Annotated in this window: 24 protein-coding genes and 1 pseudogene; 10 read left to right on the plus strand and 15 right to left on the minus strand. The window is 67.7% G+C overall.

Features of this window, described 5'->3' with window-relative positions; genetic code table 11:
• Nucleotides 1–4 precede the first annotated feature (4 nt).
• Both fdhD and mobA read left to right on the plus strand, forming a co-directional pair.
• The gene (gene fdhD, locus VH326_RS00920) at nucleotides 5–802 is read left to right on the plus strand and encodes a formate dehydrogenase accessory sulfurtransferase FdhD (protein ID WP_414714229.1); all 798 of its coding nucleotides are present in this window, start codon (nucleotides 5–7) and stop codon (nucleotides 800–802) included.
• Nucleotides 799–1317 (plus strand): molybdenum cofactor guanylyltransferase, encoded by a 519-nt coding sequence (mobA, locus tag VH326_RS00925; RefSeq protein ID WP_329629915.1) that lies wholly within the window; start codon nucleotides 799–801, stop codon nucleotides 1315–1317. The genes fdhD and mobA overlap by 4 nt, the downstream gene beginning before the upstream one ends.
• On the opposite strand, the gene VH326_RS00930 is transcribed toward mobA, so the two are convergent.
• From VH326_RS00930 to dinB, 7 genes are all read right to left on the minus strand, one after another.
• Nucleotides 1309–2871 carry a HAMP domain-containing sensor histidine kinase gene (locus tag VH326_RS00930; RefSeq protein ID WP_329629916.1) on the minus strand — a complete coding sequence of 521 codons (1563 nt, stop codon included), beginning with the start codon at nucleotides 2869–2871 and terminating at the stop codon, nucleotides 1309–1311. The two genes, mobA and VH326_RS00930, sit on opposite strands and share 9 nt — an antisense overlap.
• Nucleotides 2871–3569 carry a response regulator transcription factor gene (locus VH326_RS00935; RefSeq protein WP_329629917.1) on the minus strand — a complete coding sequence of 233 codons (699 nt, stop codon included), beginning with the start codon at nucleotides 3567–3569 and terminating at the stop codon, nucleotides 2871–2873. Before VH326_RS00935 ends, VH326_RS00930 begins: the two co-directional genes overlap by 1 nt.
• Nucleotides 3570–3580: 11 nt before the next feature.
• Nucleotides 3581–5185: a DUF4173 domain-containing protein gene (locus VH326_RS00940; protein ID WP_329629918.1), complete on the minus strand. Its 1605-nt coding sequence runs from the start codon at nucleotides 5183–5185 to the stop codon at nucleotides 3581–3583.
• A 118-nt stretch (nucleotides 5186–5303) separates the two neighbouring features.
• Nucleotides 5304–5567 carry a DksA/TraR family C4-type zinc finger protein gene (locus tag VH326_RS00945; protein WP_329629919.1) on the minus strand — a complete coding sequence of 88 codons (264 nt, stop codon included), beginning with the start codon at nucleotides 5565–5567 and terminating at the stop codon, nucleotides 5304–5306.
• Nucleotides 5568–5599: 32 nt separating this feature from the next.
• Nucleotides 5600–6190, minus strand: a complete 591-nt coding sequence (locus VH326_RS00950; RefSeq protein WP_329629920.1) for an alpha-ketoglutarate-dependent dioxygenase AlkB — start codon at nucleotides 6188–6190, stop codon at nucleotides 5600–5602.
• Nucleotides 6187–7062 (minus strand): glutathione-dependent disulfide-bond oxidoreductase, encoded by an 876-nt coding sequence (gene yghU / locus VH326_RS00955; protein ID WP_329629921.1) that lies wholly within the window; start codon nucleotides 7060–7062, stop codon nucleotides 6187–6189. Before yghU ends, VH326_RS00950 begins: the two co-directional genes overlap by 4 nt.
• 170 nt (nucleotides 7063–7232) lie before the next feature.
• Nucleotides 7233–8309: a DNA polymerase IV gene (dinB, locus tag VH326_RS00960; protein ID WP_329629922.1), complete on the minus strand. Its 1077-nt coding sequence runs from the start codon at nucleotides 8307–8309 to the stop codon at nucleotides 7233–7235.
• 114 nt (nucleotides 8310–8423) lie between these two features.
• Here dinB and VH326_RS00965 point away from each other — a divergent pair, with 114 nt between their 5' ends.
• The 4 genes from VH326_RS00965 (at nucleotide 8424) to VH326_RS00980 (ending at nucleotide 12464) form a co-directional block, all read left to right on the plus strand.
• Nucleotides 8424–9875 (plus strand): S41 family peptidase, encoded by a 1452-nt coding sequence (locus tag VH326_RS00965; RefSeq protein ID WP_329629923.1) that lies wholly within the window; start codon nucleotides 8424–8426, stop codon nucleotides 9873–9875.
• Nucleotides 9876–10041: 166 nt separating this feature from the next.
• Entirely contained in the window at nucleotides 10042–10803 is a 762-nt protein-coding gene (locus VH326_RS00970; RefSeq protein WP_329629924.1) for an NUDIX hydrolase, read from the plus strand.
• Between the two features lie 55 nt (nucleotides 10804–10858).
• Nucleotides 10859–11407 (plus strand): YkgJ family cysteine cluster protein, encoded by a 549-nt coding sequence (locus VH326_RS00975; protein WP_329629925.1) that lies wholly within the window; start codon nucleotides 10859–10861, stop codon nucleotides 11405–11407.
• A 400-nt stretch (nucleotides 11408–11807) separates the two neighbouring features.
• Nucleotides 11808–12464 (plus strand): hypothetical protein, encoded by a 657-nt coding sequence (locus VH326_RS00980; RefSeq protein WP_329629926.1) that lies wholly within the window; start codon nucleotides 11808–11810, stop codon nucleotides 12462–12464.
• Between the two features lie 41 nt (nucleotides 12465–12505).
• Here VH326_RS00980 and VH326_RS00985 read toward each other — a convergent pair whose 3' ends face one another.
• From VH326_RS00985 to VH326_RS00995, 3 genes are all read right to left on the minus strand, one after another.
• Entirely contained in the window at nucleotides 12506–13063 is a 558-nt protein-coding gene (locus tag VH326_RS00985; RefSeq protein ID WP_329629927.1) for a hypothetical protein, read from the minus strand.
• Nucleotides 13064–13283: 220 nt separating this feature from the next.
• Entirely contained in the window at nucleotides 13284–13547 is a 264-nt protein-coding gene (locus tag VH326_RS00990; protein WP_329629928.1) for a hypothetical protein, read from the minus strand.
• Nucleotides 13548–13676: 129 nt separating this feature from the next.
• The gene (locus VH326_RS00995) at nucleotides 13677–14423 is read right to left on the minus strand and encodes a Bax inhibitor-1/YccA family protein (protein ID WP_329629929.1); all 747 of its coding nucleotides are present in this window, start codon (nucleotides 14421–14423) and stop codon (nucleotides 13677–13679) included.
• A 112-nt stretch (nucleotides 14424–14535) separates the two neighbouring features.
• Here VH326_RS00995 and thpR point away from each other — a divergent pair, with 112 nt between their 5' ends.
• Nucleotides 14536–15081, plus strand: coding sequence for an RNA 2',3'-cyclic phosphodiesterase (thpR, locus tag VH326_RS01000; RefSeq protein WP_329629930.1), 546 nt, complete (start codon nucleotides 14536–14538; stop codon nucleotides 15079–15081).
• On the opposite strand, the gene VH326_RS01005 is transcribed toward thpR, so the two are convergent.
• From VH326_RS01005 to VH326_RS01015, 3 genes are all read right to left on the minus strand, one after another.
• Entirely contained in the window at nucleotides 15045–16229 is a 1185-nt protein-coding gene (locus VH326_RS01005) for a hypothetical protein (protein ID WP_329629931.1), read from the minus strand. The two genes, thpR and VH326_RS01005, sit on opposite strands and share 37 nt — an antisense overlap.
• Nucleotides 16216–16758, minus strand: coding sequence for a M15 family metallopeptidase (locus VH326_RS01010; protein WP_329629932.1), 543 nt, complete (start codon nucleotides 16756–16758; stop codon nucleotides 16216–16218). Before VH326_RS01010 ends, VH326_RS01005 begins: the two co-directional genes overlap by 14 nt.
• 140 nt (nucleotides 16759–16898) lie before the next feature.
• Entirely contained in the window at nucleotides 16899–17441 is a 543-nt protein-coding gene (locus VH326_RS01015; protein ID WP_329629933.1) for a superoxide dismutase family protein, read from the minus strand.
• Nucleotides 17442–17588: 147 nt separating this feature from the next.
• Here VH326_RS01015 and VH326_RS01020 point away from each other — a divergent pair, with 147 nt between their 5' ends.
• The 3 genes from VH326_RS01020 to aat all read left to right on the plus strand — a co-directional run bounded on the left by VH326_RS01020 (nucleotide 17589) and on the right by aat (nucleotide 19823).
• Nucleotides 17589–17984: a hypothetical protein gene (locus VH326_RS01020; RefSeq protein ID WP_329629934.1), complete on the plus strand. Its 396-nt coding sequence runs from the start codon at nucleotides 17589–17591 to the stop codon at nucleotides 17982–17984.
• 245 nt (nucleotides 17985–18229) lie between these two features.
• A complete protein-coding gene (locus VH326_RS01025; protein WP_329629935.1) occupies nucleotides 18230–18952 on the plus strand; it encodes a ParA family protein in 723 nt (240 codons plus the stop codon).
• A 106-nt stretch (nucleotides 18953–19058) separates the two neighbouring features.
• Complete coding sequence (aat, locus tag VH326_RS01030; protein ID WP_329629936.1) at nucleotides 19059–19823, plus strand: leucyl/phenylalanyl-tRNA--protein transferase; 765 nt, start codon at nucleotides 19059–19061, stop codon at nucleotides 19821–19823.
• Between the two features lie 35 nt (nucleotides 19824–19858).
• Here aat and VH326_RS01035 read toward each other — a convergent pair.
• Nucleotides 19859–20311 (minus strand): annotated as a pseudogene (locus VH326_RS01035) (DUF2155 domain-containing protein); the annotation flags it as partial.
• Complete coding sequence (locus VH326_RS01040; RefSeq protein WP_329629937.1) at nucleotides 20308–20700, minus strand: NADH:ubiquinone oxidoreductase subunit NDUFA12; 393 nt, start codon at nucleotides 20698–20700, stop codon at nucleotides 20308–20310. The pseudogene VH326_RS01035 and the gene VH326_RS01040, both read right to left, overlap by 4 nt.
• Nucleotides 20701–20796: the final 96 nt, after the last annotated feature.

Below are 20796 nucleotides of genomic sequence, written 5' to 3' on the forward strand. Positions count from 1 at the left end.
TCTCGTGACCGATAAACCCGCCGTCGAACCGCCTGTGGGCACGCGCAGCCATGGCTTCGAGCGGGTCGAGCGCGATGGTTCGGCTGCCGCGAGCGAGCGATTGCTGGCAGAAGAAAGCCCGGTCGCGATCGAGGTCAACGGCGTCGGCTATGCGGTGCTGATGGCGACGCCCGCCGATCTGGTCGATTTGGCATACGGCTTCGCGTTGACCGAGCGGTTGATCGATGGCGCCGGCGACATGGTCGACGTGGAGTGCCACGCGGCCCCCGTGGGATCGATCGTGCGGATCACGGTCTCTTCGGCCGTCGCGGACCGCGTGGCGGTGCGCGTGCGGCACCGCACCAGCGATTCGTCGTGCGGGCTGTGCGGGGTCGAGAATTTGGAGCAGGCGATGCGCGCCCTGCCGCACGTGCCGCGCTGGGCGGGCACTAGCGATGCCGTGTTCGCGGCGGCGGCGGCGCTCGACGCACGGCAGGAGCTCAACCGCACCACCCGCAGCGTGCACGCCGCGGCGCGATGCGCGGCCGATGGCACGATCCTCGACGTTCGCGAGGATGTCGGGCGGCATAACGCGTTCGACAAGCTGATCGGTGCGATGCTGCGCGCCGGGGCCGGCTGGGACGGCGGGTTCGCCCTGCTCTCGTCGCGATGTTCGTACGAACTGGTCGAGAAGGCCGCGCTGTCGGGGTGCCCGATGCTCGCGACGATCTCCGCGCCGACCGCGCTTGCCGTCGCGCGCGCCGAGGAAGCGGGGCTGGCGCTCCACGTCCTGGTTCGCCCCGATGCGCTGCTGAGGACATGATCCTCGGCGCGATCCTGGCGGGCGGGCGATCGCAACGGTTCGGCAGCGACAAGGCGGCGGCGTTGCTCGACGGGCGAGCGTTGATCGATCATGTCGCCGACGCGCTCGCGCCGCACGTCGACGGCCTGATCGTCTGCGGCCGCGCGCACGAACGCCTGGAGTGCGTGTCCGACCGGCCGAGCGGCGACCTCGGCCCGCTGGGCGGCCTCGATGCCGCGCTGGATCATGCCCGAACGAACGGTTTCGACCATGTGGTGACGCTGCCATGCGACACGCCGCTGATCGATCCCGACCTCGTTCCTGCGCTGCTGGCGCATGGAGGCCCAGCGATCCTCTCCGAATGTCCCGTGATCGGTATCTGGCCGGCGACGCTCGCGCCCGCGCTCGATCACTGGCTCGCGACCAGCGACGACCGCTCGATCCGCGCTTGGGCGCGCTCGGTCGGCGCCGGGCAACTCGCGCTCCCCGCCCCCGTCAACGTCAACCGAGTGGCCGACCTCGACCGTTTAGGCTGACACCGGCAGCGTCATCACGAAGCGAGTGCCCGATGCTGCTTGCGGGTCGAGCGCGACCGATCCGCCGCCCGCGCGCAACAGCGACGCCGAGATGGCGAGCCCCAGTCCCGTACCGCCGCTCGCGCGTTTGGTGGTGAAGAACGGTTCGAAAATCCGCTCGGCGGTCGCGGGCGCGATGCCGGGGCCGTCGTCCGCGACCCCGATACGCACGCTGCCGTCGCGGCTCTCGGCGGCGATCGTCACCGCATCCGCCCCGGCCTGTCGCGCATTTTCGAGCAGCGCACCGAGCACCGCGTCGATCGTCGCGCGCGGCATCGCCACTGCGGGCAGCGCCGGCGGCGCCTCGACCGTCACCGCGAAGCCATCGCTCGCAAACGCGTCCGCCGCTTGCCGCACCGCGCCGAGCACATCGACCGCCGCCGCTGGATCGGGCGTCGCCATGTCGGCGCGCGCGAGGTCGAGCAGTCGCGTGACGAGCTGCGACAGCCGCGCCGCATCGGCCTTGGCATTGGCGAGGAAACGCGCACGCTCGGCGGGGTCCATGTCCTCGCCATGGTCCTCGAGCAATTCGATCGCGCCCGAAATCCCGGCGAGCGGGGTCTTGAACTCATGGCTGACCGAGGCGGCGAAGTCGCGCAGATAGCGCGACCGGCGGTCGATTGCGGCGGCCATGCCACGAAAATTGTCGAACAATTGGCGGATCTCGACCGCGGCGGTGGTGGGCGTGTCGGGAACTACGCCAGTCCCCGCCGCGACATCGCGCGTCGCCTTGTCGAGCGCCTCGACCGGCCGCGCGATGCCGCGCGACAGGAGCGTCGTAATCACCAGCAGCAACCCGAAGATGACGACGATGCCGAAGATGATCTTGCCGCGATCCTCGTACAGCCCGCGGAACAACGCGCGCGGACTACGCGACAGCAACAGCGCACCGACCACCTTTCCGTCAACCACGATCGGCCGCACGTGATGGATGCGCAGCGACGAGGCACGGCTGAGCCATTCGAACGCATAGACCTGCGCATAGCGTCCGTTCTCCCGCAACACGGTACCGACGCGACCGCGCAGCGCCGCCGCGACTTCGGGCACTCGCGCGTAGCTGCCCCCGGCTTCCGGGCCCAGGATCACGACGCCGTTGCGGTCGATCAGTTGGATCGAGGCGAGCGTGGTGTTTTCGGTGGTGGCGAGGATCGGTCCGATCTGCCGCGCCACCGCGAGCGCTTGCGGGTCGGGCGGCCGGTCGCTCGCCTGCGCCGGCGGGCGCTCGTCGAGCACCGGAGTCGCGCGCAAGTCGATAGTCGACTCTTCGGGCTGGTAGGCCGGCGCGACCTTGGCCGGCGCTGCGCCCGGCCACAGCGCCTGGGTCGTCGCGACCAAAGCCGCGCCTTGCGCGATCAGCTCGGTCTCGGTCTGACGGACCAAAGTATTCTCATAGACGCGCAGGAACAGCGCGCCGAACCCGGGCAACGCGGCGGTGAACAGCAAGGTGCCGAACAGGATCGTGCGCAGCCGAAGCGCGGGCCAATGCGCCTTGAGCCACTGTTTGGGTCGCCCCATCACGCCCCGGCGCAGGCCCCGAGCCGATACCCCACCCCCGCCCGCGTTTCGATCAAATCGCTGCCCCCCACACCCGCGAACTTGCCGCGCAAATTGCGGATATGGCTGTCGATCGTGCGGTCGGTCACCGCGAATCCCGGGCCATGCAGCCGGTCGATGATGGCATCGCGGCTGAACACCCGCGTCGGCATCACCGCGAGCGTGCGCAGGATCGAGAATTCGGTGACGGTCAGCGGCACCTCCTTGCCCTCCCAGGTCGCGCGCCAGCCGTCGGTGTCGAGGCTCAGCCGGCCGTGATCGATCCGCGTGCCCGCCTCCACCACCGGCGGCTGGGGACTGGCGCGGCGCAGGATCGCCATCGATCGCGCCACCACTTCGCGCGGGGAAAACGGCTTGGTGACGTAATCGTCGGCGCCGAGCTCGATCCCGAGCACGCGGTCGATCTCGTCGTCGCGCGATGACAGGAACAGGATCGGCACATCGCCCTCTGCCCGCAAGCGCCGGCACGTCTCCAGCCCATCCATCCGCGGCATGTTGATGTCGAGCACGACGAGGTCGATCTTCTGCCGCGCGGTCGTCTCCAGCACCGCCTCGCCGTCGTTGGCCTCGACCGTGTCGAGCCCGGCCTTGGCGAACGCGAAGGTCAGCAGCTGGCGGATGTGCGGATCATCGTCGGCGATCAGGATCGTGCGCGGCATGGGACACATGATCATCGTGACGCCGCGTTCGTCAATGGCGCTGGCGCACTGGCGTTCGCCGCCGCCTCGTTCGCGGCATCGGTCGCTTCGCGATCCGGCGCTGGCCCGGTGACCAACGAGCCGTCGCAATTGCGGCCATATTGGCCGGGGTCCGGCGGTGCGGGAAGCTTGCGGCCGCCGAGCATCGCCGCGAGCTGCTCCATCCGCCGCTGGTTGCGCCACGTCCAGCCGGTGGCGAGCCTGATCCGGGTCTGCTGCAACGTATGGTGCCGCACCCAGGCGAGCCGCTGTGCGAAATCGGGCGGCAAATTGGGCCGCTGCTCCATTTCGACCAGCGCGACGAGCGCCGACGAATTGAGCTGGTTGAGGTAGCACAGGTCGAGCGCCTGCCCCTGCCCGCCCGCCTCCTTCGCGTGGCGAACGTTCCACGTCGCGGCGACCGAGCCGAGATCGACCGCGCTGCATATCAGCAACACGAATCCGGCCGCGAGCGCGTTGGCGTTGATCAGCCACGCGCCGCTCTTGGCTGCCAGCATCCGCCACACGATCAGCACAAGCCCGACCGCGACCAACGCCATCCAGATCAACGCCGCGATGCGCAGCTCCGTCAGCTGGTACACCTGGATATAATCGACCGTGCGCAGGATGCTCGACGCAACGAGGAACACGTTCTGCGCGACCCAGGCGATCACCAGCCGCCGGATCAGCGGCACCCTGGCGGTGTCCGATCCCGGCCGCAGCGCAACTAGCACGAACAATCCGGCGAGCAAGGCCGTCGCGATCAGCGGATAGGCGCCCTGGTGCGCATAGCTCGCGAGCGACACCCCCTTCGGCAACGGCGCGCCGGTCCACAGGAAAGCGAGGTCGAGTAGGTTTTCGAGCGCAAACAGCGCGTTGAAGGTGATCAGCGCGAGCGTCACCGAACCTGTCGATATGCCGGGCAAGTCGAGCCCGACCTCGGACTGCGCCTCCGCAAAGGTCGGCTGAATCCGCCGCGGGCGGAGCGTTGCCCAGACGAAGGTGAACAGCAGGCCCCAGAAAAGCACGCGGAAGAAGGTAGTGATGTCGAAGCTCGGCAGGCCGATCCGGGCCAAGGTATCGCCGATCAACGGGTTGGCGCTGGCGAACAAGGTCAGGAACACCGCGCCGCCGATCAGCGGCAACGGCAGCAGCGGCAACCAGCCACGCAGCTTCGCCCCCTGGTTCGCGGTTCGCGCCAGCCGCCCGATCCGGATCAGATCGGCCCAGGGTCCGATCAATCCGGCGAAGCAGAATACGAGGATGCGCAAAGCCCAGCGGCCGACATGGTCGAACCTCACACGCGGCAGCAGCACGACGGTCGCCAGCGCCCAGCCGAATAGCAGCACCGCGAGCAGCCCCGGGTCGTCGAACAGGATCGCGCCGATCAGCAACGCGACGGCGCCCGCCACCATCGCTCCGAGCCGCCGCCATGCCCCGAGCGTCAGCAACACCGTCGCGACTGTCCAAGCTATCGCGAACACCCCAAGTGTCGACCCGACGCCATCGATGTCCCAGAACAGCCAGTCGCCAAGCGCGACCAAGGCAGCCGCCGCCGCCACTTTCGCGATAAAGCTCGATTCGATCCGCACCCGCATTCGCGACACTCCCTGTTGTCGGGGAGCCTCATCGCGTGTTGTGGTGAGCAAGGTGCGGCGCACGCGGTCTCCGTCGCGCGCGATTGCCGTGCAGATTCGGTGCAGACGCTTCAGCGTCTCAGCGCAGCTGGCTGTCCTTGCTGCCGCGGCGGTTGATCCCCACACTTCTCACCGCCGCATCGCGCTGCGATTGACAAGCGACGCAGGTGCGCGTGCCCGGCAGCGCGGCGCGGCGCTTGGCCGGAATCGGCTCGCCGCACGCCTCGCATTCTTCGCTGCCGTCGCCCGCGGGCGTCATGGCGCGGGCCCGCGCCACCGCGTCCGCCACCGTGTCGTCGATTTGATCCTGCACCGCGCCGTCGGGCGCCCACCCGTTCGCCATCGCTTATTCTCCAGCGCTCTAAATGGGTCGCGCTAGCGTCGGGTTCCAGACCGCTCGGCGAGGCTGCGGAAGGTCACCGACCAGCGCAGCGCGTCATGCTCGGCGATGCCGTGCTCCCATTGGTGCCGCGCCTCGCCGCTCAAGTGATAGATCGAGCGGGGGCTGAGCGGCAGGCTGGCGCGCTCGAAGCCGCTCTCGGTGCGCCGCCTCAACCTGAGCGTAGCGGGCGCGCCGAGCGAGATGCCGACGACATGCTCGAACACCGGCCGGTCGCGATGCCAGCCGATCCCGGCGCCGGGATCGTAGAGAACGACGAGCGCCTGGACGAGCGCATCCGGGGGAAGGTCAGCGAACTCGGCGGCGCGTCGCCGCAGGGGGAGCAGGAAGTCTGGGATCGGATCGGCCTCGCCGAACTTGGCGGTGTCGAAATCGTAATGCCATCCGAACGACGCCGTCTGGCGCTTGCCGACCCAGCCCTGGAAACGGAACGGCGCCACCGAAACGTTGGTAAGCTCGACAAGCAGCGCGGCTTCTTCGTCGGTGCTCAGAATGCCCTCGCGATAGGCGAGCCCCGACGGAAGGTCGGCCTTTGCCGCCCCGAACAAGTCGAACTGCGCCGTCATTCCACCGGCGCGACCTTGTCTTGCGTTCTGGTGTCGAAGTCGCTGGCGTCGTGGCGTTCCCACAACTGGCTCGCGGGGTCGCCCATCACGCGGTTGACCATCCGCCCGCGCTTGGCCGCCGGACGTGCGGCGATGGCGTCGGCCCAGCGCAGCACGTTCTTGTACTCCTTCACCTGAAGGAATTCACCCGCGTCGTACACCAGCCCGCTGACCAGCGCGCCGTACCACGGCCATGACGCGATATCGGCGATCGAATAATCTGCGCCGCCGAGATACTCGCTCTCGCCGAGCCGCCGATCGAGCACGTCGAGCTGCCGCTTCACCTCCATCGCATAGCGATCGATGGCATATTCGATCTTGAAGGGGGCATAGGCGTAGAAATGCCCGAACCCGCCGCCCAGGAACGGCGCCGATCCCATCTGCCACATCAGCCACGACAGCACTTCGGCGCGCGCCGGATAGTCCGACGGCAGGAACGCGCCGAACTTCTCCGCAAGGTAGAGCAGGATCGCGCCCGACTCGAACACGCGCACCGGCTCGGGTCCGCTATGATCGACCAGCGCGGGGATCTTCGAATTGGGGTTGGCGGCAACGAACCCGCTGCCGAACTGGTCGCCCTCGCCGATCCGGATCAGCCAAGCGTCATATTCAGCGCCTTCGTGTCCCGCGGCGAGCAATTCCTCGAGCATCACCGTCACCTTCACCCCGTTGGGCGTACCCATCGAATAGAGCTGGAACGGGTGCTTGCCGACCGGCAGGTCCTTGTCATGCGTGGGTCCAGCGATCGGCCGATTGATCGCGGCGAAGCGACCGCCATTTTCCTTGTTCCAAGCCCAGACCTTGGGCGGGGTGTAGTCGGTCGACTCGGTCATTGGCGGGATCCCTCCGGGGGTTGTTTCGGGAGAGATAGGGCGCGGGGGGCAGTTCGGTAAGATGCTCTCCCCTCCCGCTCGCGGGAGGGGTCGGGGGTGGGCCAGTCGGGCGGCGGCTTAAGGAACAGGCCCACCCTAGCCCCTCGCGCAAGCGGGAGGCGAATTTGCGATCATTCCACCGGCAACGCCAGCTGCTCCGCCTCGCCCAGTTCCTCCATCGAGGCCAGCGTCACCCCGACCAGCCGAATCCCACTCCGCAGCGGAAACAGCGTCGCGACTAGCCGCTCCGCTACCGCGATCAGATCGGCGTGGCTCGCCACCGCGCGCTCCAGCGTTCGCGACCGCGTGACGATGCGGAAATCGGCGTAGCGCGCCTTCACCACCACGGTCTTGCCCGAAGTCCGCGTCCGCTCGACCCACGTCCAGACGTGATCCGCCATTCGCCGCACCGCCGCCAGCACTTCGTCGGGGGTGGTCAAATCATGCTCGAACGTCGTTTCCGACCCCGACGATTTGCGCGGGCGATCCGGCGTCACCGCGCGATCATCCTCGCCGTGCGCGATCTTGTGGTACCACGCCCCCGATTTGCCGAACCGCGCGAGCAGCATCGCGGGGTCGGCCGCGCGCAGATCGGCGCCGGTCTCGATCCCCATTCGGTTGAGCTTTTCCGCGGTCTTCGGCCCGATGCCGTGGAATCGCCCGACCGGCAGCGCGGCGACGAACGCCTCCCCCGTCCCCGGCGGAATGACGAACTGGCCGTTGGGCTTGTTCTGGTCCGACGCGAGCTTGGCGAGGAACTTGTTGTACGAAATGCCCGCCGACGCGGTCAGCCGAGTCATGTCGAGGATTCGCGCGCGAATCTCGCTCGCTGTCGCAGTAGCCGATGGCAACCCCTTGAGATTGGCCGTAACGTCGAGATAGGCCTCGTCGAGCGACGGCGGCTCGACCAACGGCGTATAGTCGTGGAAGATGCTGCGGATCTGGCGCGACACCTCGCGATAGACTTCGAACCGGTGCGGCACGAAGACCAAGTCCGGGCACCGCCGCAGCGCCACGACCGAGGGCATCGCCGACCGCACGCCGAATTTGCGCGCCTCGTAGCTCGCCGCCGCCACCACCCCGCGCCCGCTCGCCGAGCCGACCGCGACCGGACGCCCGCGCAATCCCGGATCGTCGCGCTGTTCGACCGAGGCGAAGAAGGCATCCATGTCGACGTGGATGATCTTGCGAGTCACGAATGTCGGCATGCCCGCCGCGCACCGGCTTGGCAACGCGACTGATCTGCGTTCGTGACTTTCGGATCGAAATGCTTCACGGTCGCTTCGTCGATGGCGGGATTCGGCGGGTAATTAGAGGGTGTTATGCGGGGAAAACGGTTCGGGCGAACGATCGGCGCGGCGGTCGCGCTCGCGATGGTCAGCGGTTGTGGTGGCGGGGGCGGAACGTCGGGTGCGACCAGCAGCACCGGATCGGGCGGGACGTCGAGCGGCGGTGGCGGCACCACCACCGCGGGCTGCAGCCTGCGCGAGCGCCAGGACTGGGCGGCGGCGACGCTCAAGGAATGGTATCTGTTCCCCGACACGCTCCCGGCCAATCTCGATCCGACGCCGTACACCAACGTCGGCGACTATATCGACGCGCTGACCGCGACGGCGCGCGCGCAGCACAAGGACCGCTATTTCACATACCTCACCTCGATCGCGGCCGAGGACGCCTATTACAATTCGGGATCGAGCGCCGGGTTCGGGGTGCGGCTGGCGTACGACACCGTCGCCGCACGCGTGTTCGTCGCCGAAAGCTTCGAGGGCGCGCCCGCGCTTGCCGCGGGGATCGATCGCGGCACCGAAATCCTCGCGATCGGCACCGACGCGTCGAACCTCGTGCCCGTCAACACGATCATCGCGAGCGGCGGCGCGCAAGCCGTCAGCGACGCGCTCGGCCCGTCCACGGCGGGCACCACGCGCGTGCTCAAGGTCGTCACCGGCGGCGTCACCAGCACCGTCACCGTGACCAAGACCGATTATTCGCTGACCCCGGTGTCGAGCCGCTACGGCGCCAAGATCATCACCGAGGGCGGCAAGCAATACGGCTATCTGAACCTTCGCACCTTCATCAACACCGCCGACCCGGCGTTGCGCGACGCGTTCGCGCAGTTCCGCACGGCGGGCGTCACCGACGTGATCGTCGACCTGCGCTACAATGGCGGCGGGCTGATCTCGATCGCCGATCTGATGGGCGATCTGCTCGGCGCGAACCGCAATGCCAGCGACGTGTTCGAATACACCACCTTCCGCCCCGAAAAGTCGTCGAACAACTCGACCCACACTTTCACCGCCCAGCCGCAATCGATCGCGCCGACGCACATCGCGTTCATCGGCACGACCGGCACCGCGTCGGCGAGCGAGCTCGTGATCAACGGCATGGTGCCGTATCTTCACGCCAACGAAGCGCTGGTCGGCACCAACACCTATGGCAAGCCGGTCGGGCAGATCGCGGTCGACAAGACGGCGTGCGACGACCGGCTGCGCGTGATCGCGTTCGCGTTGCAGAACGCCAACCACCAGGGCGCTTACTATGACGGGCTCGCCAATTTCGTGGAAGCGAGTTGCCAGGCGGGCGACGACGTCACCTACCCGCTCGGCGACCCCCGCGAAGCCTCGACTCGCTCGGCGCTCGATTTCCTCGAAGGCAAGGCCTGCACAAAGATCACCGCTAGCACCGGTCAGTCGACGCTGTCGCTGCAGAACAAGCGCGAGCTGATCACCCCGGCGCATCCGGATACGGCACAACGCGAGACGCCTGGATTGTTCTGACGGTGTTCCCCTCCCTCTCAGGGAGGGGTCGGGGGTGGGTGGCGTCCTGGCGATACGGATTAGCTGGTCGGTAGCGGCTTCGTATCGTGCCAATCTACCCACCCCCAGCCCCCCTTTCAGGGAGGGGAGAATTGCCTCCCGCTCGCTCGCCGCGCATATCGCCTCGATGCCCGACACGCCCCAAACCCCCATCCCCGCCGCAACCCTCGTGCTGATCCGCGACCGCGCCGGCGCGCCGCCCGACCTGCTGATGGTCGAGCGCGCCAAGGCGATGGTGTTCGCGGGCGGTGCCTTGGTGTTTCCCGGCGGACGGATCGACCCCGGCGATCATGCGCTGGCCGCCGCTATGGGTCTCGACGCCGAGGACGGCCCCGCGCGGATCGCCGCGATTCGCGAGACGATCGAGGAAGCCGGGGTGCCGGTCGGCCTGACCCCCGTGCCCGACGCCGCGACGCTCGATCACCTGCGCGAACGCCTCCACGCCGGACAACCGCTCGGTCCGCTGCTCGATGCACACGGTTTGACCCTCGAGCTCGGCGCACTGACCTACTTCGCGCGCTGGCTTCCGGCGCACGCGCACATGCGGATATTCGACACGCGCTTCTATCTCGCCGCATGGCCCGAGGGCGCGGCCGATCCGGTGGTCGACGATACCGAGAATGTCCGCTTGCTATGGGCGAGCGCCGCACAAGTTCTGGCCGACTGCGACGCCGGCCGCGCGACGGTGATCTTCCCCACCCGCCGAAACCTCGAACGCCTCGCGCAGTACGGCAGCCACGCCGATGCTGTCGCCGACGCGCTCGCTTACCCGCCGCGCACGATCACCCCGTTCGCGGAGGAACGCGACGGCGGCGTCCACCTCTGCATCCCCGACGGCCTCGGCTATCCGGTGACGAGCGAGAAGCTGACGGGCGCTGTGAGGGGGTAGCGTCGGCGGCGCGCTATGCTGGACATCGGTGGCGGCAATGATAGGGCGCGCCGCGATGGTCGCGGCTATATCGTTCGAGGAAAACGTTTTCGGGCCGCTCGTGCCGGGCCGCGAATGCGGGGCGTGCACGGCGTGCTGCTTCGAGATCACGATCGACCACCCGATGCTCGCCAAGCCGCCGCGGACCTTATGCTCCAATTGCCGGGCCGACGGCTGCTCGATCTACGCGAACCGGCCGGGAGATTGCCGGAGCTGGTTCTGCCTGTGGCGGCGCGTGGCCGACCTGCCCGATCATTTGCGCCCGGACAAAAGCGGCCTGCTCGCGTCGGTGGTCGAAAATCCGGGCGCGGAGAACCCGCTGGCGCGGCTCTACATCGTCGTTCAGTGGCTCGACCAACGGCCGATCACCAGGAGCGCGGCGGCCGACGAGCTGCTGGCGGCGATGCGGCGCCATGCGCTGCCGGTGTGGGTCGGCAGCGGCGACCGCATGGCGCTGCACTTCCCGCGTGAGGAGGTCGCATTGCACGTGATCAACGGCACGGTAGCGCCGGCTGCGCTGGCGCGAGAGGTCGATGCGTGGCGCGAGCGGCTGCCCGGGGCCTAGGCCGCGCCGGCTGGAGGATTGCAAGAGGCGCCAAGCTTGCCGTGCGGGTTCATAAGGCCACTGAAATCGTATCTTTTTCTGCAGCGAACACGCGCGGCCGCTTGCAGCCCGGACCGCCGCGCCGCATCATCGTGAGCCTCGATCCGGAGTCTTCGACATGCTGCGTTGCTTTGGCGCTTTGGCGCTTCTTGGTGTTGGCGCCGCCCCTTCGGCAACGCCGCCGTCCGATTGGCCGCTCAAGCGTTATGTGGCTTGGCAACCCGGCTGGGGATCCCGCACGATCGTCGCCGCCGGCCTGAAAGCGCGTGTCGAGATCAAACGGTGCGGTGAGGATCGCCCCGCGTCGGAAGCATGCTATCGCGGCGATCCGTATCTCGTCGTCACGGTCGGCGCTCCCGGAATGGCGCCGACGACATTGCGGGGCGAGCCTGACGTCGCCGCGTCCATCGCGATCGGTAAACTGATGCCGGGTGCCGTCCATCCCTCGCTGATCATGATCTCCGAAGACGGCGGAAGCGGCGGCTGCGCCCAGATCGACGTGGGGATGCCCGGTCGAGCCGGCTATCGGAGCGTCAGGCTCAGTGCCGACAAGTCTGATCGCGGCACGCTATGCGAGGTCGATCCAGCCAGCCTGGAATGGCCACGCGACCTCACGGGTCATCACCGCCCGGAGTTCGTGCTGCGCGACACGCGGTTCGCTTGCCGATTCACCAGCTGTGCCGGCACCTGGTATCCGCCGCGCGTGGTTGCATTGGCCCGAGGACAAGGCGTCGACGTCTCGAACGACCCGGCGCTCGCGCCGCTCTACCGCGCCGACATGGTCAAGGCACGCTATGCCTGCGAGCACGACGAAAAAGAAGCACAGGGCGCCTGTGCGGGGTACGCGGCCGACGCCTCGCGGCTAGGTCGGCTCGCCGAAGCGTGGCGAGTCATTGGCGCCCAAATGCGCCGCGGCTGCCGGGTGCCCTTCTCCGACGTGTGTCCCGACATCGATCGCATACCCGCCAGCTTTCCCGCCGAACTCGCGGCATCGCTCGAAAAGGCCGGGTTTCGCTGACGAAACCGCGGGCGCCGCATCGCTGCGACGCCGTCCCGAACTTAGTTCGACAGCGCCGCGCCGGTGTCGACCTTCTCGACCCACGCCGGGAAGAAGCTCGGCTGGCGGTTCGACCAGCCGCTCGCGGTCGCGGCGGCTTCGCTGATCGACTGGAGCAGCTTGCGGCGAAGATCGGGGTGAAGGTGCGGCAGCGCCGCCGCCGCGCAGAACGCGCCGGGAAGCCACGGCCGCACTTCGGCGCCGATCAGCCGCTCGTAAAGGAAGCGATAGGCGGAAAAGGTCGTCAGCCGCCCCTGCCCCAGATCGAACGCGGTGACCGCGATCAGCGGCGGCATGAACATCTCGATCGCATCGAGCCCGCTATCGTCGGGGACGATCGCGCGGAGTTCCTCGAGCCGGTCGTAGATCCGCGCCTGCGCGCGGATCGACGCGGTTTCGATCGCGTCGCGCGACCAGCGCAGCATCGCGTCCTCGCGCTCGAGCCCGACATCGAGGCTGCGCCGGATATAACGCTGCGTCGCCGAGGCGAACCCCGCAAACTCCTTCATCTCGGCCAATGTCATCGCGCCGTCGGCCGGTCTTTTGCTGCTGGCACCCATCGTAACAATCCCACCCGCTACCAATGCGAAGGGGACAATGCGCCGATATGGTTAACGCTATGCTTAACGCCCCGTCGCCCCGCGTTCAGGATGGAATCACACAAGCAGCCGGGGCGCAACGCGGATTGCGACGAAGCGGAGTCGTGGCTGCCGATCGGTCAGCAAGTGAGCCATTTGGGCAACGGTCTGTTCTCCCCTCCCTTTCAGGGAGGGAGCGGGATCAGGCGCCCCGGCTCCGCTCGGCCTCCGCCGCCTCGTCATAGCCCGACGACTTGGCCGGCTCGCCGCTCGTCCCCGGCAGCGCCGCCGAAGGCGGGTCGGAGGCGTCCATCGATTCGTCGAGCCCGCGATCGAGCTGCGCTTCTTCGTTCTCGGGGTCCTGCTTCAGCCTTTTCTCGATCGATCGGTCCTGACCCGCGTCCTGGCGAGGGTCGCGAGTCATGTTCCCGGCTTCTGGCGTGTCGGTCGTGGAATTGTCGTTCATCGCCGCCTCCTGCGATTGTTTCACCAGGAAAACGGTTCGGCTCGCGCGACAGTTCCGTGCGCGCCGGAAAGGCAACAAAAAAGGCCCGGCGGATCGCTCCGCCAGGCCTTCGCTGTACCTTGACCAGCGCTAGTTGCGGCTCGATCCGAACAGGCGGAGGATGAACAGGAACATGTTGATGAAGTCGAGATAGAGGTTGAGCGCCGACATGATCTTGGCGCGGCCCTCTTGCGGGGTGCCCGCGACGACGTTGTAGATGCTCTTGGTGCGTTGCGTGTCCCAAGCGGTGAGCCCCGCGAAGACCAGCACGCCGAGCACGCTGATCACCAGCGCCAGCGGCCCGGAATGGATGAAGGCATTGAAGATCATCGCGACAACGATGCCGATCAATCCGACGATCATGAACGACCCGAGCGCGCTCAAGTTACGCTGCGTGGTGTAGCCGTAGAGGCTCAACCCCGCGAAACCCGCCGCGGTGGCGAAGAACGCGCCCGCCACCGACGACGCGGTGTAGGCAATGAAGATCGTCGAGAGCGACACGCCGAGCAACCCGGCATAGGCCCAGAACAGCGCCTGCAGCGTGCCCGTCGACATGCGGTTCTGGCCGAAGCTCATCGCGAACACGATCGCCAGCGGCGACAGCATCGCCAGCCATCCGAGGCCAGACAAGCCGCCGGTCGGGCTGAGCAACGCGACGTAGGCGCCCGAAAAGGCGATGACCATCGCGACGATGCCGGTGAGCAGCACCGCCGACGCCATGTAATTGTAGACCGAAAGCATATAGGCACGAAGCCCCGCGTCGTACGCGACGCCTCGCGCATCGACCGCGGCGCCAACGGGCGCCAGGCCGGGACGGGGATCAGACCAATTGGCCATCGAAACACTCCTTCGCACGGCCCCGATGGCCGCTCCCCGCCAATATCGTGAGTTCCGGTGCGTTGTTCAAGCGAAACACGACATGTGGCGGGCGGGGCTGTAGGTGTCGTGGATGCACCGCCTGTTCGTCGCTTTGCGTCCGCCGCCTGCGATCCGTGACGCGCTCGCGCTCGTGATGGGCGGCGTGCCTGCTGCGCGCTGGCAGGACGACGATCAGCTCCACCTCACGCTGCGCTATATCGGTGAGGTCGAACGGCCGGTCGCCGAAGATGTCGCGCTCGCGCTTGGCCAACTCCACGGGCCTGCGCCGGTGGTCGCGCTCGCCGGAGTCGGTGCGTTCGACAAGCAAGGCCGAGTCGATACGTTATGGGCGGGCGTCGCACCGCACGACGCGCTGGCGACGCTTCACAAGAAAGTCGACCAGGCGTTGGTGCGGATCGGCCTTGCGCCCGAACGCCGCGCCTACCTGCCGCACATCACGCTCGCGCGGCTGCCGCGCTCCGCTGGCGTCGACCCTGCGATCGCGCGCTGGCAAGCCGAGCATGCCGCGCTGGCCAGCGCGCCGTTCCAGCTCGACGCGATGATCCTCTACGAAAGCCATCTCGGCCGCGACCGCGCGCACTACGCCCCGGTCGCGCGGTTCCCGCTCGGCGGCTGAGGCGCGGCGACACTGCCCGGCGTCGCGTCGTCCGCGCGGCAAACGAAGGCGCTGAGATACCAGCGCGTCGGCGTCAGGCTCTCGCTCACCGTGAAGCCCAATTTGTTGCGATCGAGCAGTCCCAGCACCGCTGCTGCAGCCTCCCTTTCGGCATCGTTCGCCTCCGCGCGGATCGTGTTGTTGCTGCCCGCCCCGGGATAGCCGCCGCCTTGGCGCATCAAAGGCAGTGGACGAAGGCGGACCGTGCCCAGAAAGACTGACGCCGATAGTTTGCCCTTGACCGATTGCTGGGCAAGCAGCTGCGCGGCGTTGCGCGCTATTACATAGTTTTCCAGCTCGACGGCTTTGCTGCCACCCGCGCACCAGAACACGTCGATGTCCCATCCACCCGGATTGCCCGCGACCATGATTTGCGTGCTCGGATTGGGCGTTACGTCGGACGGTAGCTGGGTGCGATCGCCGATATCGGTTGGTGCGGGCGGTGGCGCGTCGGTCGGCCCTGCGTCCGTCTTTTCGGCAAGCTGCGCCTGGCCGACATCGAAACTGAAAGCCAACCGTGCAGCGGCAGCGACCCTCGGATCGTCGCTCGAGCCCAGCGCACGACCTAGGTCACTTTTCATTTGATTGAGGCGATCCTGAGCAATCGTGATCTCCTCTGAGCCGTCGAACACGGAGGCCCGGTATTCGCGGAACGTCGGGACGCGGTGGCCGCCGAGCGAGATCAGGAGGAGTTCCTTACGTTCCTTGATCTTTGGGTTGGTTTCGCCCGCGAGCGACGCATTTTCTTCGAGAAGGCCCTTCCAATATCCTTCCTCCGCGGCGACCGACGTCCGGAAGGATGCGTAACGCTGTACGCTCTGAGCCGTGCAGGAATTCAGCTGCGAGCCCAGCGCGACGATCCCTGTAAAGATCGCGCCGATCGCGACGACGCGGTTGCTGATCGCGTTCAGGATACCCGCATTCTCCAAGCTTGGAGTCGAGGCGGGGGGCGGGGACGTTGGCGGCGGCGGTGTCCCCTGCTCGCCGGGCGACGGCGGATCGGCCGCAACGGGTTGGTCAGGCGGCGCCTCATCGGCTGGTGGTACGTCTTCCGGGGGATCGCCCTCCCCCGGCGCGCCGGGCGGCAGCTGATCCTCATCCTGAACCATACATCGCCTCCATTTTGGCGTTGATCTCGGCAATCGCCAGGCCCGCGCTGGCTGGACTGGCAGCGACCCGTTTTTGAACGTGCGGCCAGTCCTTGAGTGACAGCCAGTATCCGCCTGCGGTCAGGCCATCCTTGGTCGCCTGGTCGGCGTAGATGCGGTAGCCGTTGTCGGGGCCGCCGATTTCGGTGCTCCATTCGGCCTTGCCGTCGACCAGCCAGTAACAATCCATCGCCTCGCCCCATTGATGCCACGAAAAGCCGGGTGCGGCGTTGGTGACATGCGGACCGTGGCGCGGGCCGGCAGCGTCGATGCAATGCGCGAGGAACGGCGCGCCGAGCGTCTTCAGCTCGGCGGTCTTGGCGGCGATCTCGGCGGTGCTTCGGCTTTGCCGCCACAGCCCGCCTTGCTCTACGGGCGTGCGGATGCCGAAATACGGCACCATCGTAGTGCCGCGCCCACCGCAATGTGTCAGGCAAGTTTCCAGCTTGGTGCGAAACGCGGGATCGAGGCCGTCGAGCGAAATGGGCATGGCAAATCCGTGCGATGGAGGAAGACGCCACGCATACCCAAGACTACAAGCGACCATCTTATCGTGGGCGGCGCTGGCAGAGGCGTCAAACCGAATTGCAACCCGATTGGATCGATCGAGCCGAAACCGCCGGATCGGCGCTAACCCGCGACCAGCACTCCGCACGCGATCCGCGCGCCCGAATTGCCCGACGGATCGGTCATCATGTCGTCGGCGGCGGCGTGGACCACCATCGCCGCGCCATCTGCATCGAGCAGCGCGTCGAAGCTTCCGCCAGGGATCGTCACACCTATCGTGCCGCGTCCGTCGGCGCCGATCACGAGGTTGGGCAAGTCGCCCGCATGCCGCCCCGCCGGGTTCATCGACCCGTGCTTGGTGCCCAATGGGTTCCAGTGCGGCCCGGCGCTGGCGAAAGCTGGGCCTTCGCAACGCCCGATCGCGTGGAGATGCGTGCCGTGCATTCCCGGCGGCATCAACCGAGCGTCGATGGTCACGCGCAGCCCGCCGGACACCTCGGTCACGCGCACGCGACCCACCTCCTCGCCCGCCGGGGTACGCAACGTCGCGGTTGCGATTCGACCGCCTGCCACCGGCGCCCCGACCTTGGCATCGTCGCTTGCACAGCCAGCCAGCGCCGCGCCCACGATCAATGCTGTCGCCGTTCCGATCGATCCGATCCGCATCGCCCAACACTCCCTGGTTCGCATTCCCACCATCGGCCCCAATGCGCCGTTCCGCAAGCGAGCGCAGCCTGCGCCGTCGCTGGCGCCAAAAGATGATACAATATGCCGTCTTGACCTTCGCTTCCTCGTGCGCAAAGCGGGACGCCTATGAAGACCCCCCTCCTCACCGCAACCGCCGTCGCGCTTCTGGCGCTCACGGCCTGTCAGTCCAAGACCGCGACCAACACGGTCGACAACACGGTCACCTCCAACACCACGACCGCCGCGACCACGCCGGTCGAATTGCCGCCGGCGATCAAGTCGGAAGGCTCGTACCGCTGTCACGGCGACAACAGCCTGGTCAAGGTGACCTTCTTCGAAGCCGGCAAGGACGGCAGCACGACCGCCAGTGTCATGTCGCCCCCCGACGCGCCGCCGGTGCTGCTCAAGAGCCCCGCCGCCGGTCAGCCGATGGTCGCCGATGGCGGCTGGTCGCTGTCGGGCAACGCCCAGTCGTTCAAGCTCGCCCAGCCGGGCAAGCCCGAGCAGAGCTGCTCGAAGTAAGCGTCAACCCCTCCCCCCTTGCGGGAGAGGGATACCGGAGACTTAGCCACGGAGTGGCTTAGTCGAAGTTGGGAGAGGGGTTGCGGTCGCGAGGCGACCCGGGCGGCGCGCCGCGCCGCTCCCCTCTCCAAGCTGCGCTAGGCGCTGAAGCGCCAAGCTGCGCTATCCTCTCCCGTCGAGGGAGAGGAAGTTGGAACCAATGTCAGCCGTTGCATATGGGTCTCCACGCAGGCACCACCCATGCCATGGCGACGATCGCGATCTACAGCCTGAAGGGCGGCGTCGGAAAGACGACGCTGGCGGTCAATCTGGCCTGGGCCGCCGCCACGCAATCGGCGCGCCGCACGCTGCTGTGGGATCTCGACCCGCAGGCGGCGAGCTCCTTCCTCCTCGCGGCGAAGACGCCGAAGGGCGAGGCGCGATCGATTTTCTCGAAGGACGCGGCGCCCGAAAAGTCGATCCGCGCGACCGCGACGCCGCGGCTCGACCTGATCGCCGCCGACGCGAGCTTGCGCGACCTCGACCTGCTGTTCCACGAGCTCGACAAGAAGAAGCGGCTGCAAAAATTGCTCGCCGGCCTGTCGGACGAATATGACCGCATCGTCCTCGACTGCCCGCCGGGGCTGACCGAGACCAACAAGCAAGCGATGCGCGCCGCCGATCTGATCGTCGTCCCCGTCATCCCATCGCCGCTGTCGCAGCGCGCGTTCGAGGAATTGATCCACTATCTCGGCACGACCAAGCGCGTGCTCCCGGTCCATGTCATGGTCGATCGCCGCCGCCGCCTCCACGCCGACAGTGTCGCCGCCAATCCGGGTTGGCCGGCAATCCCGATGGCGAGTGCGGTCGAGCAGATGAGCGTGCGTCGTGCGCCGCTCGGCGAGTTCGCCGCGCGCTCGCCCGCCGCCGATGCCTTTGCCGGATTGTGGCAAACGGTGGAGCAATGGCTCGCGGTGCCGGAGCGATGAGTGCGGCCGAAAAGGGGTTGTGCTCCGGCGTAGGCCGGAGCGTTGGCCGGTTGGCTCATCGCTTAAGGCCAACGCTCCGGCCTGCGCCGGAGCACGGGACAGGCACATGAAGCACCTCCCCGAACCCTCCTACGACCTGCTCGACCCCAACCTCGTGCTCGGCGCCTATGCGGTCGGGGTGTTCCCAATGGCCGACGCGCGCGACGCCGCCGGGATCTATTGGGTGGAGCCGCGCAAGCGCGCGGTGCTGCCGCTCGACGGCTTCCACCTGTCGAAGTCGCTCAGGAAGACGATCTCGGCCGACCGATTCCGCGTGACCGCCGATGCCGCGTTCGAAGAGGTCATCGCATTGTGCGCCGAAAGCGCCGACGACCGCCCCGACACCTGGATCAACACCACGATCGAAACCGCGTTCACCAACCTCCACTTCCGCGGATACGCGCACTCGGTCGAATGCTGGGACGGCGATGCTCTGGTCGGCGGGCTCTATGGCCTGGCACTCGGCCGCGCGTTCTTCGGCGAATCGATGGTCAGCCGCGCGACCGACGCGTCGAAGGTCGCGCTTGCCTGGCTCGTCGCGCGGCTGCGCGTCGGCGGGTTCACGCTTCTCGATTGCCAGTTCCAGACCCCGCACCTCGCCTCATTGGGCGCGATCGAGATCGATCGGGCGGATTACGTCGCGTTGCTCGGCGGCGCGATCGAGGGCTCGCTCGGTGGCGCGGCGTCGGCTGGTGCCCCGGCGGGCGATTTCGGCGCGCTCGACCGGTTGCCGCCGCCCGCGCCGCTGCCCCCCACGACGGAGGGCGCCGCCACGGTATCGGGGCCGCTCGTCGGGAAGGACATCGTGCAGCTCTTGACCCAGACGTCGTAGACCGGATCCTGCACGACGTTCAGGCTGGGGCGTTCCTTGTACAGCCAGCCCGAATGGACTCGCTTCCACGACCCGTCGGGCTGCGCCACGTCGAGCTGGACGAACGCGCCGGTATAATGGTCCTGCTCCCACGGCGCGGTCTGTTCGCAAGCGCGCAGCCGCACCACGACGTTGCCGACGCGCATCGCCTGGCCCGGCTTCATCGTCAGGTCGCGCGACTGGCTGTTGCGCTTGTTGAGTAGCCCGAGCACCGCGACTCGGTCCTTCATCGGGGTCGTGCCGGCTTCGGGGTTGGTTGGATCGCCCGACACGTCGACGGTCTCGACGCTACCGGCGACCTGCGCGTCGTCGAGCGTGGTCGCGGGTGCAGTCGCGGCGGCGACCGGCGCGGGCGCCGGCTGGCCCTCATACCAATTGTACCCCGCCCATCCCGCAGCGCCGACACCGGCCAGCAATGCGGCGATGCCGACGACGCGGCGCGAGTTCATGCGTCGGGGGTCCAGGCTTCGTAATCGCCGGTCGCGGGCGCGCGCTTGCCGCCCTTTTCGAGCGCGCCCGACGGCCGATACGCCAGCGCGGTGCCGGTCATGTTGGGCACCGCCGGCTTCTCCCAGCCACGCGTCGGCGGCAGCGCGCGATCGGGCACGTCGTCGATCTGGTGATGCAGCCAGCTGAACCAGTCGGGCGGAACTCGGCTGGCGTCGTTGGCGCCGGCATAGATCACCCAGCGCCGCGGGTTGCCCGCGGTGTCGGTGCCGCCCTGATAATAGACGTTGCCGAGCTCGTCCTCGCCGACCCGAGTCTTGCCGATCAGCCCAAGCATGGTTCCCCAGCTCGCGCCGTTCCACCAAGTGAAGGGATTGAGATTGATGCCCATGGGCTCGGCGCTTAGCGGAGGCGGCGGGAGCGTTCAACGGGAGATGGGGGCATCCGTTCGCTGCAATGTACGCTTCCCCGGCGAAGGGCGCGGCCC

Source organism: Sphingomonas sp. (assembly GCF_036269755.1).
Classification (GTDB): domain Bacteria; phylum Pseudomonadota; class Alphaproteobacteria; order Sphingomonadales; family Sphingomonadaceae; genus Sphingomonas.